Source organism: Methylocystis echinoides, assembly GCF_040687965.1.
GTDB lineage: Bacteria > Pseudomonadota > Alphaproteobacteria > Rhizobiales > Beijerinckiaceae > Methylocystis > Methylocystis echinoides_A.
On record NZ_CP156084.1, the window covers coordinates 3,220,090 to 3,234,917 of the forward strand.

A 14,828-nucleotide genomic window follows, 5' to 3' on the forward strand; every position below is an offset into this window, starting at 1 on the left:
GAGGCGATGGCGCGCCTCATCTCGCCGCGCTATCCTTCCTGCATGTCCGCCGCCGCCCTTCCGAACACGCGCATGAGCGTCGAAGAATTTCTCGCCTGGTCACAGACGCAGGCCGGACGCTATGAGCTTGTGGGCGGCGAGGTTCTCGCCCAGGCGTCCGAACGGGCCGCTCACGCGAAGATCAAGGGCCGGGTCTATCTCGCCCTGCACAACGCGATTCGAGCCAAGAGCTTGCCTTGCTACGCGCTTCCCGACGGCATGGCTGTGCGCATCGAGGCCGATACGGTTTTCGAACCCGACGCCCAGGTCTATTGCGGGGCGGAGCTGCCTTCGGACGCGATCTTCGTCGAGAGCCCCGTCGTTGTCGTCGAAGTGCTGTCGCCCTCGACCGGAAAGAATGACGCGCTGCGCAAGCTTGCCGCCTATTTCAAGCTGCCGAGCGTGGCCCATTATCTCATCGTTTCGCCGGATTCGCGGCTCGTCTTCCATCACGCACGCGGGCAGGGGACGACAATCCTGACGAAGATCATCCGCGACGGCTTGATTGTTCTCGATCCGCCGGGCCTGGAGATTTCGCTCAGCGACCTCTACGGAGAGTAGCAGACGCGGTTTTCCACCCCTCTATCTTGTGGATGAAGCGTCCAATGGCCACGCGGCGCTTGCGGGCCCGCTGCAAACCGCACAATCTCCGATCCGACAGGGCGAATAAATGGTAAACTGCCCAAGTCGCCGGAGAATCAATGGCCCAGGAACTCTCCTTCGATCTGTCCGACGAACCGCGCGCGGAAAGCGAGGCTTTTCTCGTCGACGTCGACGGATTCGAGGGGCCGCTCGATTTGCTTCTGGAGCTGGCGCGGCGCCAGAAGGTCGATCTTGCCCGTATCTCCATTCTGGCGCTGGCCGAGCAATATCTCGCCTTCATCGAGGCCGCGCGCCGCGTGCGGCTGGAGCTTGCCGCTGATTATCTCGTCATGGCGGCCTGGCTCGCCTTTCTCAAATCGCGGCTGCTGCTGCCCGAACAGCCCAAGACCGGCGACGAGCCCTCGGCCGCCGATCTCGCGGCGGCGCTGGCCGAGCGGCTGCGCCGGCTGGAGCTCATTCGCCTCGCCGCGGACAAGCTCACCCAGCGCGCCCAACTCGGCCGCGACATGTTCCTGCGGGGCGGGCCGGAGGGGCTGGAGACCGTCTCGCAAGCCAATTATCAGGCGAGCCTCTTCGATCTTCTCTCGGCCTATGCGCGGCAGCGGCAGAAGACGGCCGTGTCGCGTGTCGTGCTCAAACAGCGCGCCGTCTGGTCGCTGGCCGAAGCGCGCGAGGCGCTGGAGCGTCTCGCCGGCGTCGCCGCCGAATGGACCGTTCTCGACGATTTTCTGCTGCAATATTGCGTTGACATGCAGACGGCGCGGACGGTTCGAGCCTCTTCCTTCTCGGCCTCGCTCGAGATGGTGCGGGAAGGGTATTTCGACATTCGCCAGGACCGGCCCTTCGCGCCGCTGTGGGTGCGCCGCCGTGCGCCGCAGGCGGAGCCGGCGGCGGGCCCCGCGCTCTAACCAGGAGGACGCGCATTGGCGCAGCCCGCGGAAAAAGTTGAACTCTTCGACGTCAACAGCGACGAGGCGCTGGCGCGCAACGAGGTTGCGCTGCGCGAGGCTGAGCGAATCGTCGAGGCGATGCTGTTCGCTGCGGCCGAGCCGCTGGACGAATCGGAGATGGCCCGCCGCATCGCCGAGGGCGTCAGCCTCGAGCAGACGCTCGAGCGCCTGCGCGCCCATTACGCCGGCCGCGGCGTCAACCTCTCTCGCGTCGGCAAGAAATGGTTTTTTCGCACGGCGTCCGACCTCAACTGGATTCTGGCCCGCGAGCAGGTGGAGGAAAAGAAACTCTCCCGCGCCGCGCTGGAGACGCTGGCCATCATCGCCTATCACCAGCCGACGACCCGCGCCGAAATCGAGGAAATCCGTGGCGTCGCCATCTCCAAGGGCACGCTCGACACGCTGCTGGAGACCGGCTGGATCCGCTTGCGCGGCCGCCGCAAGGCGCCCGGCCGGCCGATCACCTATGGCACGACCGACGCGTTCCTGATGCATTTCGGGCTGGAGCAGATCGGCGATCTGCCGGGCCTCGACGAGCTCAAGTCGGCGGGCCTCTTCGACGGCCGCCTGCCAAAAGGCTTCGGCGTCCCGCAGCCTTCGGACGACACGGCGCTGCGCGACGACGAAGAGCCGCTGGAGGATGCGGCCCCTGAGCTCCTCGAAATGGACTTCCCGGAGGAGCCGGAGGCCCCTGAGGTCCCCGAACCGCTCAACGACGACGGCTAAACGCCGCCCACGAGGCGGGCGCGAGCGGATCGGCCGAAAAACCCGCCGCCGGCGTCGTCTCGCCTTGTTTTTGGGTGGCGGGCCGCATAGGTTCCCCGTCAGCTTCGGGCCGCGCGGCCCTTCACGCATTCGGAGGTTCCCGCCATGGGCGGTCTGTCGATCTGGCATTGGATCATCGTCGGCGGCGTAGTGTTCATCCTGTTCGGCGGGAAGTTCAAAATCTCGGACGTGATGGGCGACGTCGCCAAGGGCATCAAGGCTTTCAAGAAGGGCATGGCCGAGGACGACACGGCCGAGGCCGCGAAGCCAGTTGACACGACAGTCGAGCGCCGCGCCATCGAGGCCGACAAGTCGCCGGACGGCAACAAGGTCTAAGAGGGCGGCGGAAGCGCGAGCGGCCTTCCCCTCACCCGGGCCCTCTCCGGAGACGGAGGAATGGGCTCGGCGCCACGCCCAGTCCCGGATTGAGAAATGTTCGACTTCGACGCCGGCAAACTCATCGTCATCGGCATTGTCGCGCTCATCGCGATTCCCTCCAAGGATCTGCCGCGCGTGTTGCGCACCCTCGGACAGGCGACGGGACGCATGCGCCGCATGGCGGCTGAATTTCAGGGCCAGCTGATGGACGCCCTGCGCGAGGCCGAAATTGCCGATCTCAAGAAGGAATTCGAGGAGACCAACCGCAACATCATGAGCAGCGTGAAGCTCGAAGGCGCCTTCGATCCGTTGACCGAGGCGCGCAAGCAGATCACGCAGGCGGTCGAGGAGGGCGGGAAGCCTCATCCTGAGGAGCCGCACAGCGGCGTCTCGAAGCCTCATCCTGAGGAGCCGCGCAGCGGCGTCTCGAAGCCTCATCCTGAGGAGCCGCGCAGCGGCGTCTCGAAGGAAGCGCAAGGCGACGCCCCTCCGGCCGCATCCTTCGAGACGCGACCTGCGGTCGCTCATGAGGGCGCCAGTGGCGCGGGCATAGAGGTTGGGGGCGAATCCGAAAAGAAGGCCGCGCCATGAACGAGGCCGACGAGGCGGAGATCGAGGCCAGCAAGGCGCCGCTCATCGAACATCTGATGGAATTGCGCGAGCGCCTGATCAAGGCGCTGCTCGCTTTCCTGGCGATGTTCATTCTCTCCTTCTTCTTCGCCAAGGACATCTACAATATCCTCGTCATTCCCTATACGCAGGTGGCGGGGCCGGAGGCGCGGCTGATCTATACGGCGCCGCAGGAATATTTCTTCACGCAGATCAAGGTCGCGCTGTTCGCCGCGGCTTTCCTCTCCTGTCCGATCGTTTTCTCGCAGCTTTACGCTTTCGTCGCGCCGGGCCTGTATCGCCACGAGCGCGCAGCCTTCCGGCCCTATCTCTTCGCGACGCCGGTCTTCTTCGCGATCGGCGCGCTGGTCGTCTATTTCCTCGTGATGCCCAATCTGCTGCGCTTCTTTATTGGCATGCAGCAGGCCAATGAGCCGGGGCGGGCGCAGATCGAACTCTTGCCCCGCGTCTCCGAATATCTGTCGCTGATCATGACGCTGGTGCTGGCTTTCGGCGTCGTCTTCCAGATGCCGGTGATTCTCACGCTGCTCGGTCACGTCGGAATCGTTTCGTCGCAGTTTCTCGCCGAAAAACGGCGCTATGCGATCGTCATTGTCTTCGTCGTCGCGGCAATTCTGACGCCGCCCGATGTCTTTTCCCAGCTTGCGCTCGCGCTGCCGGGCATGCTGCTCTACGAGGCGTCGATCTATTCGGTGCGGCTGGTCGAGAAGAAGCGGGCGGCGGCGGCCGCGGCGACGCAGGAGTAGCCCCGGCGTCCTGGCCGGGCTTGTCCCGGCCGCCTACGCCGAGACGCGGCGGCAATCTTGTCCGCGTCGTGGCGTGGACGCCCGGCACGGGCGCTTCACCATCAGCCGCGGCGACAACGCGCCCGCTTGACCCCCCTTCGCGGCTGCGAGACAAAGGCGCCCGAACGCCCCGCCGTCATGGCCGGGCTTGTCCCGGCCACCCACGTCGAGATGCTGCGGCGCTCTCTCGGAATGCCGCCTTCGCGGCGCAGCGTGGATGCCCGGCGCAAGGCCGGCATGACGCATTGACCTTTCGACTTCGAGCGCCGGTGGCCCGACATGTACGACATCAAATGGATTCGCGACAACGCCGAGACCTTCGACCGCGGCCGCGCGCGGCGCGGGCTGGAGCCGATTTCGGCGCAGCTCTTCGCCTTCGACGACGCCCGCCGCGCGGCGATCGCCGAATTGCAGAAGGCGCAGGAGCGCCGCAACGCCGCCTCCAAGGAGATCGGCGCCGCGATGAAGGCGGGCGACAGCGCCAAAGCCGAAGCGCTGAAGGCTGAGGTCGCGCAAATCAAGGAGACGTGGCCCCAGCTTGAAGAGTCGGAGCGCTACGCCATCGCCGAGCTCGACGCGGCGCTCGCCAGCATCCCCAATACGCCGCTCGACAGCGTTCCCGACGGCAAGGACGAAAACGACAATGTCGAAGTGACGCGCTGGGGCACGCCGCGCGCCTTCGACTTCACGCCGAAAGAGCATTTCGAGATCGGCGAAGGGCTCGGACTGATGGACTTCGAAACGGCCGCCAAGCTTTCGGGCGCGCGCTTCGTCGTCAACAAGGGGCCGCTCGCGCGGCTCGAGCGCGCGTTGGCGCAATTCATGCTCGATCTGCATACGACCGATCACGGCTATGTCGAGGTCGCGCCGCCGTTGCTCGTGCGCGACGACGCGATGTTCGGCACGGCGCAACTGCCCAAGTTTCGCGAGGACCAGTTCTCGGTGACGGCTGGCCGCCAGGTGGCGACGGGCCAGCCCGACGCGAGCGAAGCGCTCGTGCCGACAGCCGATTATTGGCTCATCCCCACGGCCGAAGTGCCGCTCACCAATCTCGTGCGCGAGTCGATTCTCGACGAGGCGCAGCTGCCGATGCGCATGACCGCCGGCACTTATTGCTTCCGCGCCGAAGCGGGCGCCGCTGGCAAGGATACGCGCGGCATGATCCGCCAGCATCAGTTCTACAAGGTGGAGCTCGTCTCGATCACGACGCCCGAGCAGTCGCTCGAGGAGCACGAGCGCATGACCGGCTGCGCCGAGAAGGTCTTGCAGGCGCTGGAGCTGCCCTACCGCAAGGTCGCGCTCTGCACCGGCGACATGGGCTTCGCCTCGCAGAAAACCTATGATCTCGAAGTGTGGCTGCCGGGGCAGGGCAAATATCGCGAAATTTCATCCTGCTCGGTCTGCGGCGATTTCCAGGCGCGGCGCATGGGCGCGCGTTATCGCGACGCCGACGGCAAGCCGCGCCATGTGCATACGCTCAACGGCTCCGGCGTCGCCGTCGGCCGCGCCCTGGTCGCCGTCCTGGAAAATTACCAGGAGGCGGACGGCTCGGTGACGGTGCCGCTCGTGTTGCGGCCGTATATGAGCGGCCTCACCCACATTGCGCCAACAGCGCGGTGAGCGGCCGTTCAGGGCCGGCGTCGGCGCGGCCCTGACGTGCGCCGTCGCCGCAAGGCGTCAATAGGGCAGGCTGGACCCGTAATGACCCGGCGCGGGCGTCCCTGCGACCACGAAGGGCGCTTGGACATAGCCCACCAGGCCGCCATATGAGACCCGGCACCAGGAGCGGCAGGAGTTGGCGTCGATGGGCGCGGAAGCGGGGATGACGGCGACGACCGGGCTGCCGCTCGACGGAAGCGCATGCATGGGCATCGCGGCCGAGACGGTGGCGGGATAGGCGCCGGCGGCGCCGATCGAAGCGGCGAGCGCCGCAGCAACGAACAGAGGCGTAAGGTTTGAAGGCATTCCAAGCTCCCTCCGCATCGCCCAGCGCCCCAACCGATGTAGGGCGCCGTTGGGGGTCTGTCGCCGAATCGGTGCAGAAAGACCGCCTCCCAATGTCGCTCCGCGGCGCTCTGCCGGAGGTGTCAGCCTGATGCGCATTCTCCTCACCAATGACGACGGCATCCACGCCGAGGGCCTCGCCGTCGCGGAGCGGATTGCGCGCCAGCTCACGGACGACATCTTCGTCATCGCGCCAGAGTTCGAGCAGTCGGGCGTGGCGCACTCGCTCTCGCTCAACGATCCCCTGCGGCTGCGAGAAATCTCCCCGCGTCATTTCGCCTTGAAAGGGACGCCGACGGATTGCGTCATCATGGGCGTGCGCAAGATCATGCTCGACCATCCGCCGGACCTCGTCATTTCCGGGGTCAACAGCGGCCAGAACATCGCCGAGGACGTCACTTATTCGGGCACCATCGCCGGCGCGATGGAGGCGACGATCCTCGGCATTCCGGCCATCGCGCTGTCGCAGGTCTACGACTTCTTCGCCGGCCGCCGCGTGGTGCGCTGGGAATGCGCCGAGGCGCATGGCGTCGCCGTCGTGCGAAAGCTTCTCGACGTTGGCATTCCGCGCAACGTGCTGATGAACGTCAACTTCCCCAATTGCGCGCCGCAGGAGGTCAAAGGCGTCGCCGTCACCATGCAGGGCCGGCGCAGCAACGATTTGATGAGAATCGAGGACCGGAAAGACGGTCGCGGCAATCCCTATCACTGGATTTCCTTCCAGCGCGGCAATTTCACGCCCGGGCCGGGGACGGATCTGCTGGCGGTCGACGAACACAAGATCTCGATCACGCCCTTGCAGCTCGATCTTACCGACCATCCCTCGGTGACTCGGCTCGCCGCCGCTTTCGAGGCCGAGTCGTGAGCGATCACGAGGCGGCCGGCGGCGGCGTCGAGGAGCGCGCCGCGCTGCTCCTCGCGGTGCGCCGGGCCGGCGTGCGGGACATTTCGGTCATGCGCGCGATCGAGGCTGTGGCGCGCGAAGAGTTCGTGCCGTACCGCTATCGCGATCTCGCCAATCGCAACATCTCTCTGCCGCTGGGCTGCGGGCAGACCATGTCGCGCCCCGCGGGAATCGCCCGGCGCATCGAGGCGCTACGCGTGGGGCGGGGCCATCGCGTGTTGGAAATCGGGACGGGCTCCGGCTACGGGACGGCGATTCTCGGCCAGCTGGCGAAGGAGGTCGTATCGCTCGAACGTTTCGCGACGCTCGCCATCGAAGCGGCGCGACGCCTCGAGGGGCTCGGCGTCGACAATGTGCGGGTGATCCAGGCCGATGGGCTTTCGCCAGATCCCGAGCTCGGCGTCTTCGACCGCATCCTTCTGCAGGCCGCGCTTGCCGCGCCGCCCAAAGAACTTCTCAGCCGCCTCGCGCCCGACGGGACGCTCGTTTACGTTTTGAGCGAGAAAAAGGCAGGCGAGAAGCGTCCGCGTCAACGGTTGATTAAGCTAGATTACAATGAACGCGGCGCCTTGCACGAAACCGATTTAGGGCCGCACAGCCTTGGCGTTGCAGCGTTTGGCCTTGCGAAATCATTGTAAACGCATGGTTGCTCAATTGCCGCCAGCGCCGCGAAAACGCGAAGCGGACGATTCATCTTAAACGCTCCCTTAACCGGCCATCGCCTACAACATGCGTGTTGAAGTTGCGTGCGAGTGGGCCGCGTCATGCTTATCGAGCGTCATATTGCTTTTTCGCGAGTCGCAGTGCGGCTCATGATGGCTGCGGGAGCGGCCGCTCTGATGGCGGGTTGTTCCGACGCCTCGCGCTTTTCCGATCCATTCTCCGATCCGTTCTCCTCGGGCTCAGCGCCAAAGATCGCCCGCGGCGTCGATCGTGCGCCGACCGGCTCTATCGCCGCCACGGCGACGCCGGAGCCTTCCAATCTGCCAGGCCGCGTCGAATCCCGCCCGCTGCCGGGCGCGATGGCGCCGGCCCCCGTCGCTCAGGCCGCGCCCCGCACGCCCGCGCCCGTCGCTTCCGCTCCGGCCGCAGCGACCGGCGGCGCCGGGGCTTCGCATTGGACCGCCGACGGCGGCACGCCCGTCACCGTCGCCGCGGGCGAGACGGCCGCCATGCTCGCGACCCGTTACGGCGTGCCCACCGACGCTCTGCTGCGCGCGAATGGCTACAGCAACGCCGCCCAGGTGCAGCCGGGCGCCCGCCTCATCATCCCGGTTTATCGCGCGGGCGCCGTCGCGTCGGCGGCCCCCGCGCCGGTAGCGCCAGCCAGGGCCGCCGAGGCCAAAGCCGTCGCCGCCGCGAAACCCGTCGTGAAACCCGATCCCAAGGTGGAAGCGGCCGCGAAGGCTAAGGCCGAGCGCGAGGCGAAGCTCGCCCGTGAGGAAGAGCTCAAGGCGAAGAAGGCCGAGGCGCTCGCCAAGGAGCAGGAGACCAAGCGCGCCAAGAAGGCCGAGGCCGACAAGGCCGCCGCCGACAAGGCCGCCGAAGCGAAGAAGCTTGCGGAAGCCAGGCAGGCGGAGGCCAAGAAGGCCGCCGAGGCCAAGGCCGCCGAGGCGAAGCTCGCCGCCGAAAAGGCCAAGCTGGCGAAGGTCGAGGCCGCGAAGTCGAAGGCTGACGCCGTGGCGAAGGCTGAAGCCGCGAAGGCTGCGAAGGAAGCCAAGCTCGCCGAGGCCGAGGCCGCCAAGGCCGCCAAAGCCGAGCGCCAGGCGAAGGCCGAGGAAGCCGCCGCCGCGGCGCAGGCCGAGAAACAGGCCAAGGTCGCGGCCACAGAGAAGCAGGCCAAGGTCGCCGCGGCCGAGAAGCCGGCAAAGGTCGCCGCCGCCGAGAAGCCGGCCGAGGCCGCTCCCGCGGCGCGCTCCATCGACAAGACGACGACCACCGCCTCTGTCCCGCCGGCGGCCGAAGAGGCGACCAAGGTCTCGACGTCCGATCCCGACCGCCCCGAATTCCGCTGGCCGGCGCGCGGCCGCATCATTCAGGGCTTCTCGACCGGCGGCAACGACGGCATCAACATCGCCGTGCCCGAAGGCACGCCGGTCAAGGCCGCCGAGGGTGGGCAGGTCGCCTACGCTGGCAGCGAGCTCAAGGGTTATGGCAATCTGGTGCTGATCCGTCACCCCAACGGCTATGTCACCGCCTACGCCCACAATGGCGAGCTGGAGGTGAAGCGCGGCGATACGGTGAAGCGCGGCCAGACGATTGCGAAGTCCGGGCAGAGCGGCAATGTCGGCTCCCCGCAATTGCACTTCGAACTGCGCAAGGGCGCGACCCCGGTCGATCCGACGAGCTATCTCGCCGGGCTCTGAGCCGGAGAAGGAATCTCCGGCGTTCGCGAGACACTGACGTTCGGAGCAGGGCGGCGGGTCCCAGGAAAGGCCCGCCGCCTCTTATTTTATCCGCGGATGCGCTATAGGAGGCGGCGAAGCCTTAAGAACCAACAAGGGACAAAACGCCCGTGAAATACCGTCTCGCCTGCCTTTTCGTCCTTGCCGCCACGCCCGCCTTCGCCGTCGACCCGACCGGCATTCCGCAATGCGACGCGCTGCTGAAGCGCTACGAGGCCTGCTCGTCGCTGCTTTCGCCCAAACAGGTCCACGCCGCGCAGAAGGAATTGCTCGACGGCGCCATGGGCATGCGCGCCGCAGCAGGAGATCCCAAGCTCAGGCCGGACCTCGAGCGCTATTGCACAGACCGCTTCGAGCAGATGAAAAAGGAAAGCGACATCAAGGAGTGCATGTCGAAGCCGTAAGCCGCTCGAGGAGAGGGCGCTACGTCGCCAGCGCTTTGCCTACGGCGCAGCGTTCGAGGTAATAGCGGGAGCGCATTTCAGCGAGCCGCGACGCCGCGCGCTGGAATTCCCGCGCCTCCGGGCCCTCGGGCGCCTCGTAGAGGCATTCGGGCTCCGCCGCCGCCGAAATGGCGAGCAGCGCATGCGCCTCGTAGAGCACGTCGATGAGCATGATCAGCCGACGCGCCTCGTTGCGCTGCTCGGGCGCGAGGATCGGCACGTCATCCAGCATGATGGCGTCAAAGCGTTGCGCCAGCGCGAGATAATCCGAGGCGGCGAGCGGACGGCCGCAAAGATCGTCGAAGCCCAGACGCGCCACGCGGCCCGCTGTCTGCGGGACGAAGACGGCGCGCCGCTTCAGTTCCAGCGTGGCCGGCGCGCCGCGTTTTGCGCCGGTGAGCGAGAGAAACAGCGCGTCCATCGCCGCATGGGCGCGCTCGTCGGAGGGCGTGAAATAAACCTCGCCCGCGCAATCTTGCCGACCCCGATAGTCGATCGGCGCGGCGAGGCGCAGCACGTCCATGCGCTCCTGCAACAGCGCGATGAAGGGAAGGAAGAGATCGCGGTTGCGGCCGCCGTCATAGAGCCGCGACGGTTCGACATTGGACGTCGCGACCACCACGACATTTTCAGCAAAGAGCGTCGTGAACAGCCGCGCGAGAATGGTTGCGTCGGCGATGTCGGTGACTGCGAATTCGTCGAAGCAGAGAAGCTGCGTTTCATGGGCGATCTCGGTTGCGACGCGCGTCACCGGATCGGCGAGCCCGGCGGCCGACTGCCTGCGCATCCGGTGCAGTCTTTCGTGCACGTCGGCCATGAAGCCATGGAAATGCGCGCGGCGCTTCTTCTCTACAGGCGCCATGTCGAAGAAGAGGTTCATCAACATGGTCTTGCCGCGACCGACCGGTCCCCAGAGATAGAGGCCGCGCGGCCGCTCCTCCTGCCAGAAAAAGGCGCGCAGCACGCGCGGCAGCGGCGCGCTCGGCGCCTGGCCTTTGGCGAGCGCGTCGACGAGCGCCTGCAGCTTCTTCACCGCGGCGCGTTGCGAGGCGTCGGGGTGGAGGCCGCGTTCGATAACGAGAGCGTCGTAGCGCTCGACGAGGGGGCGCGTCATGATCACGCGCGCCGCATCTGGCCGCTCGCGGCCTCGAAGGCGCCGGGCCGCAGTTCGCAATAAAGGATTCGATCCGGATCGACCGGCCCCGGCATGGTGATCTTGCCGCGCGGCACGCGGTCGAAGCCGAGCCGCGCATAATAATCCAGATCGCCGACGAGGAGCACCAGCCCGTGGCCCGCCGTGCGGGCGGCCTCCAGCGAATGATTGACGAGCTTCTCCCCCACACCTTGCGAGCGAAAAGCGGGTTCGACCGTGAGCGGGCCGAGCAGCATCGCGGGCGTCGATCCGATGAGAACGCCCGTCATGCGGTTGGCGCCGACGAGCAGCGTGCCGACGCGCGCCACGAAGGACAAGGACAGATCGGGCGCGACGCCCTCGCGCAGCCGATAGGCGGTGCGGGCGTAGCGACCGGGGCCGAAGGCGCGCTCGTCGAGTTTCTCGATCTGCGCCTCGTCGGCGGCGGTCATGGGGAAGAATTTGATGACAAGGTCGATCATGAGCCTGAGCGAGCCCATAACACGCGCGGCGCAGAGGGCAAAACCTTGGCGCATTGAACTTGCCGGCGCGCGGCGCCAAGCTCTCCCGCATGACCATCGGGATCAGACGGGCAGGGGTCGAGGACGCGCGGGCCATTGCGCAAATCCATATCGCGAGCTGGCGCGAGACCTATGCGCAGATGATGCCGGCCGAGACTCTCGCCGCGCTCGACGCGTTGGAATGGACCGAACGCTGGCGCGGATATCTCTCTGACGACGATCCGGCCGCGGCGACCTTTCTGGCGCTGGATGAAACCGGCGACGCCGCGGGTTTCGGCTATTGCCGGCGCCAGCGCTCCGAGAAGCTGCTGCCGCTGGGGTTCTCGGGGGAGATCACGTCGCTCTATCTGTTGCGCAGGGTCCAGCGGCGCGGGGCGGGGCGGCGACTGCTCGGCGCCATGGCGGAGCATCTTCTCGCGCAAGGCTTGAACAGCGCCGGGCTCTGGGTCTTCCGGGACGCCGCCCATGCGCGGCGCTTTTACGAGGCGCATGGCGCCACGCCGACGGGCGTCGAGGGCGTGTGGGAGATTTACGGGCTCGTTCTGGCGGATATGGCGTATGGCTGGAGGGACTTGCGCCCGCTCGCTTTCAGTGGAGGCTCTTCAGAAGCCGGCGCATGAAAGGCGCGCGCTTGAAGGCGGCAAGGTCGATTTTCAGCTCCTCGCCTTCCTTGGGCTTGCCGGCCATGCCCTTCCGCGCGTCGCCGAGCACGCCGGCGCGATAGTCCTCGAGGGTCAAGGCGCCCGCGTGGCGGCGGTCCCAGCGTTTGAAGATTTCGTATTTGGCCTTGTCATAGGCGTCCGAGCGGCCCTGATCCGCGGCGAGATCGGCGAGGCCAAAGCTGAAGCGCATCCACGCCTCGGGCTTGATGGCGCCGGTCTTTTTCGGGTCCATCTCGGCGAAGGTCCTGTCGATGACGCGATTGGCTTCGGCGGTGGTGATGACGCCGTCGCGGTCCTCGTCGAAGAGCTGAAAGATCGCGTCGAGCATATGGTGGGCGTCGCTTTGCGCCAACGCCGCGCCGCCGGCCAGCGTCAAAGCGAGCGCGGCGAGATAGAGCTTCATCGGAAAGTCCTCGGAAAAGTTACAGCTCACCAATAAGGCGAGACGGGCTCGCCATCCAGAACCTCGGCAATGCGGGCGCGCGTCGCGGGGGTCGCGTCCGGCGGCAGAGAGGCGAGCGGGAAGAAGGCGGCCTCGGCAATCTCGCGGTCCGGGGCGCGCGGACCCTCGTGATGGAAGTGGCGCACGACATAGAGCGCGACATGGTCGCGGGCCGAGACGCGGCGGTTGAGATAGACGCCGTGAAGCGCCGGCGCGCCCAAAAGATGCACGCCGCCTTCCTCCTGAAGTTCGCGGGCGAGGGCCTGAAGCATCGTCTCGCCGCGCTCGACGCCGCCGCCCGGCAGATAGAAGCCCGGCACATACGTGTGGCGCACGAGCAGCACGCGCTCCTCCGCGTCGATCACGAGGCCGCGAACGCCGAGCGTCATGGCGCGGTTGAAGAGGCCTCCGAAGGTGATGAGTTTCGAGACGATCTTCCTGTGAACGGCATGCGCCGCGCGCGGCTTTTGCAGCGTCGTCGTCACGGAAGGCTCCTCTCTCACAATCGCGACTATGGCAAATGGCGCGGGAAGGCTCTAGGACTATCTCGCCAACGAAGGACGATCCTTGAGCTTTCTCCTCGCCCATCTCTCCGACGCGCATATCGGTCCGATCCCGCGGCCCAATCTCGCCGAATTGCTCGGCAAGCGCGTCACCGGCTATGTCAACTGGCTCTACAAGCGCGCCGGCCAGCACGACATGGGGGTGCTGGCGACGCTCGTCTCGGACATGCAGGCGCAGCGGCCGGATCATGTGCTCATGACGGGCGACATCGTCAATATCGGCCTGCCGGCGGAGATTGCGCTCGCCAAGGACTGGCTCGCCACGCTCGGGGGCTCCGAGGCGGTGAGCTTCACGCCAGGCAATCACGACGCCTATGTGGCCGATGCGACGAAGCTCGTGCACGAGGTCTTCGAGCCCTGGACCGTGAGCGAGACCGGGGCGGCGGGCTTTCCCTTCCTGCGCCGGCGCGCCGGCGTGGCGCTGATCGGCCTCGATTCGGGCGTGCCCACTGCGCCCTTCGTGGCTTCCGGCCGGCTCGGCGAGACTCAGCTTGCGGCGCTCGGCCGGCTGCTCGATCAGACGAAAGCCGAGGGGCTGGCGCGGGTCGTTTTCCTGCACCATCCGCCGCATGTCGGCGGCGCGCGCGTGCTGCGCGGTCTCGACGACGCGGCCGCCTTCGAGGCGGTCATCGCGCGACACGGCGCGGAGCTGGTCGTGCATGGCCATAACCACAAGCCGAGCGTCGCCTATATCGATGGTCGGCAGGGTCAGACGCCCGTCGTCGGCGTCGCCTCCGCTTCGGCGCGCCCCGGCGGCCATTATCCGGCGGCGGAATATAACCTCTACGCCATCGAGGGCGCCGGCGAGGGGGCGCGCGTCACTTTGCGTCGCCGCGTCCTCAACGAGGCGGGCGAGGTCGTCGAAGCAGGCGCCGAGGAACTGGGTCAGGCCGGAAAATAAGTCCGGTAGGCCCACAGACCGATGATCGCCAGCAGCCCGAAAAAAGCCGCCGAGCCCAAAAATTCGATGACGAACAGAAAAGCCGCGAACGCCTTGTCGCGGGTGGGGACGGCCTTCTTCTCCGGGGCCGCCTCGCGCACGACCTTGGCGGCGCCGCCGCTGGCGTAATCGATCGCCAGCGCCTTCTCGCGCTCGATCAGACGGTGGGCGATGTAATGGGTGGCGGCGTCGACGATCTCGTCGATATCGGCGCTTTCGCACAGCGTGATGCGGCCATGCCGCGTGTCCTGCAGGAAGCGATAGGAGCGCCGGTCGCGGTCCATCTCGACGAAACCGATCTGGTCGAGAAAGAGCCGCGGTCTTTCGCCCGGCGAGACGGCGACGTCGAATATGTCGACGTCTGGGGGAATTTGCGCGAGGACTGGCGCGAGGGCGTCGGCGAGGAGTTCCAGCCTGACGATTTCGGCCGCGCGCAAATCGGCGAGGGCGGCCGAATGTTCGGCGTTCTCGATGCGGGCGCGGCGCAGCGCCACGGTGAGGTTGGCCATGCGCTGCTCGGGCGCAGCCTTGGCGGGGTCGTGCCGGCCGGAAACTTCCTCGGCCGCGGCGGCGACCGAGAGGCGCTCGCTCGCAGCCTTTCTCAGCAGGGACGGGCGGGGGCCATCGGTCGGGGCGGGCACAGGCTCTTCCATGTCGCTCAC

At 66.9% G+C, this 14,828-nt stretch carries 19 protein-coding genes; 13 read left to right on the forward strand and 6 right to left on the reverse strand.

Features of this window, described 5'->3' with window-relative positions; all coding sequences use genetic code 11:
* Nucleotides 1-6 precede the first annotated feature (6 nt).
* The 7 genes from RVU70_RS15750 to serS all read left to right on the forward strand — a co-directional run bounded on the left by RVU70_RS15750 (nucleotide 7) and on the right by serS (nucleotide 5,770).
* A complete protein-coding gene (locus RVU70_RS15750; protein ID WP_363347956.1) occupies nucleotides 7-600 on the forward strand; it encodes a Uma2 family endonuclease in 594 nt (197 codons plus the stop codon).
* A gap of 140 nt (nucleotides 601-740) precedes the next feature.
* On the forward strand, nucleotides 741-1,550 hold the full coding sequence (locus RVU70_RS15755) for a ScpA family protein (RefSeq protein WP_363347958.1): 810 nt from the start codon (nucleotides 741-743) through the stop codon (nucleotides 1,548-1,550).
* Between the two features lie 15 nt (nucleotides 1,551-1,565).
* A complete protein-coding gene (scpB, locus tag RVU70_RS15760) occupies nucleotides 1,566-2,318 on the forward strand; it encodes an SMC-Scp complex subunit ScpB (protein WP_363347960.1) in 753 nt (250 codons plus the stop codon).
* Between the two features lie 144 nt (nucleotides 2,319-2,462).
* Nucleotides 2,463-2,693 carry a twin-arginine translocase TatA/TatE family subunit gene (locus tag RVU70_RS15765; RefSeq protein WP_363347962.1) on the forward strand — a complete coding sequence of 77 codons (231 nt, stop codon included), beginning with the start codon at nucleotides 2,463-2,465 and terminating at the stop codon, nucleotides 2,691-2,693.
* Between the two features lie 96 nt (nucleotides 2,694-2,789).
* Nucleotides 2,790-3,326 carry a preprotein translocase subunit TatA gene (locus RVU70_RS15770; protein ID WP_363347964.1) on the forward strand — a complete coding sequence of 179 codons (537 nt, stop codon included), beginning with the start codon at nucleotides 2,790-2,792 and terminating at the stop codon, nucleotides 3,324-3,326.
* Nucleotides 3,323-4,111 (forward strand): twin-arginine translocase subunit TatC, encoded by a 789-nt coding sequence (gene tatC / locus RVU70_RS15775; RefSeq protein WP_363347966.1) that lies wholly within the window; start codon nucleotides 3,323-3,325, stop codon nucleotides 4,109-4,111. The genes RVU70_RS15770 and tatC overlap by 4 nt, the downstream gene beginning before the upstream one ends.
* A gap of 318 nt (nucleotides 4,112-4,429) precedes the next feature.
* Nucleotides 4,430-5,770 carry a serine--tRNA ligase gene (gene serS / locus RVU70_RS15780; RefSeq protein ID WP_363347968.1) on the forward strand — a complete coding sequence of 447 codons (1,341 nt, stop codon included), beginning with the start codon at nucleotides 4,430-4,432 and terminating at the stop codon, nucleotides 5,768-5,770.
* A 57-nt stretch (nucleotides 5,771-5,827) separates the two neighbouring features.
* Here the strand turns inward: serS and RVU70_RS15785 are convergent, their stop codons facing one another.
* Nucleotides 5,828-6,115, reverse strand: a complete 288-nt coding sequence (locus RVU70_RS15785) for a hypothetical protein (RefSeq protein WP_363347970.1) — start codon at nucleotides 6,113-6,115, stop codon at nucleotides 5,828-5,830.
* Between the two features lie 130 nt (nucleotides 6,116-6,245).
* Here RVU70_RS15785 and surE point away from each other — a divergent pair, with 130 nt between their 5' ends.
* The 4 genes from surE (at nucleotide 6,246) to RVU70_RS15805 (ending at nucleotide 9,867) form a co-directional block, all read left to right on the forward strand.
* Nucleotides 6,246-7,019 carry a 5'/3'-nucleotidase SurE gene (surE, locus tag RVU70_RS15790; RefSeq protein ID WP_363347972.1) on the forward strand — a complete coding sequence of 258 codons (774 nt, stop codon included), beginning with the start codon at nucleotides 6,246-6,248 and terminating at the stop codon, nucleotides 7,017-7,019.
* Entirely contained in the window at nucleotides 7,016-7,696 is a 681-nt protein-coding gene (locus RVU70_RS15795; RefSeq protein WP_363347974.1) for an rRNA adenine N-6-methyltransferase family protein, read from the forward strand. Before surE ends, RVU70_RS15795 begins: the two co-directional genes overlap by 4 nt.
* Nucleotides 7,697-7,897: 201 nt before the next feature.
* Entirely contained in the window at nucleotides 7,898-9,424 is a 1,527-nt protein-coding gene (locus RVU70_RS15800; RefSeq protein ID WP_363347976.1) for a LysM peptidoglycan-binding domain-containing M23 family metallopeptidase, read from the forward strand.
* 149 nt (nucleotides 9,425-9,573) lie between these two features.
* On the forward strand, nucleotides 9,574-9,867 hold the full coding sequence (locus RVU70_RS15805; RefSeq protein ID WP_363347978.1) for a hypothetical protein: 294 nt from the start codon (nucleotides 9,574-9,576) through the stop codon (nucleotides 9,865-9,867).
* Nucleotides 9,868-9,886: 19 nt separating this feature from the next.
* Here the strand turns inward: RVU70_RS15805 and zapE are convergent, their stop codons facing one another.
* Nucleotides 9,887-11,020 carry a cell division protein ZapE gene (gene zapE / locus RVU70_RS15810; protein ID WP_363347980.1) on the reverse strand — a complete coding sequence of 378 codons (1,134 nt, stop codon included), beginning with the start codon at nucleotides 11,018-11,020 and terminating at the stop codon, nucleotides 9,887-9,889.
* A gap of 2 nt (nucleotides 11,021-11,022) precedes the next feature.
* The gene (locus RVU70_RS15815; RefSeq protein WP_363347982.1) at nucleotides 11,023-11,520 is read right to left on the reverse strand and encodes an N-acetyltransferase; all 498 of its coding nucleotides are present in this window, start codon (nucleotides 11,518-11,520) and stop codon (nucleotides 11,023-11,025) included.
* A gap of 59 nt (nucleotides 11,521-11,579) precedes the next feature.
* On the opposite strand from RVU70_RS15815, the gene RVU70_RS15820 reads away from it, so the two are divergent.
* On the forward strand, nucleotides 11,580-12,179 hold the full coding sequence (locus RVU70_RS15820) for a GNAT family N-acetyltransferase (protein WP_363347984.1): 600 nt from the start codon (nucleotides 11,580-11,582) through the stop codon (nucleotides 12,177-12,179).
* On the opposite strand, the gene RVU70_RS15825 is transcribed toward RVU70_RS15820, so the two are convergent.
* Nucleotides 12,148-12,624 carry a hypothetical protein gene (locus RVU70_RS15825; protein ID WP_363347986.1) on the reverse strand — a complete coding sequence of 159 codons (477 nt, stop codon included), beginning with the start codon at nucleotides 12,622-12,624 and terminating at the stop codon, nucleotides 12,148-12,150. The two genes, RVU70_RS15820 and RVU70_RS15825, sit on opposite strands and share 32 nt — an antisense overlap.
* A 26-nt stretch (nucleotides 12,625-12,650) precedes the next feature.
* Entirely contained in the window at nucleotides 12,651-13,148 is a 498-nt protein-coding gene (locus RVU70_RS15830) for an NUDIX domain-containing protein (RefSeq protein WP_405044817.1), read from the reverse strand.
* A gap of 82 nt (nucleotides 13,149-13,230) precedes the next feature.
* Between RVU70_RS15830 and RVU70_RS15835 the strand changes: the two genes are divergently transcribed.
* Entirely contained in the window at nucleotides 13,231-14,127 is an 897-nt protein-coding gene (locus RVU70_RS15835) for a metallophosphoesterase (protein WP_363347988.1), read from the forward strand.
* Here the strand turns inward: RVU70_RS15835 and RVU70_RS15840 are convergent.
* The gene (locus RVU70_RS15840; protein WP_363351368.1) at nucleotides 14,112-14,819 is read right to left on the reverse strand and encodes a hypothetical protein; all 708 of its coding nucleotides are present in this window, start codon (nucleotides 14,817-14,819) and stop codon (nucleotides 14,112-14,114) included. The genes RVU70_RS15835 and RVU70_RS15840 overlap by 16 nt on opposite strands.
* Between the last annotated feature and the right edge of the window lie 9 nt (nucleotides 14,820-14,828).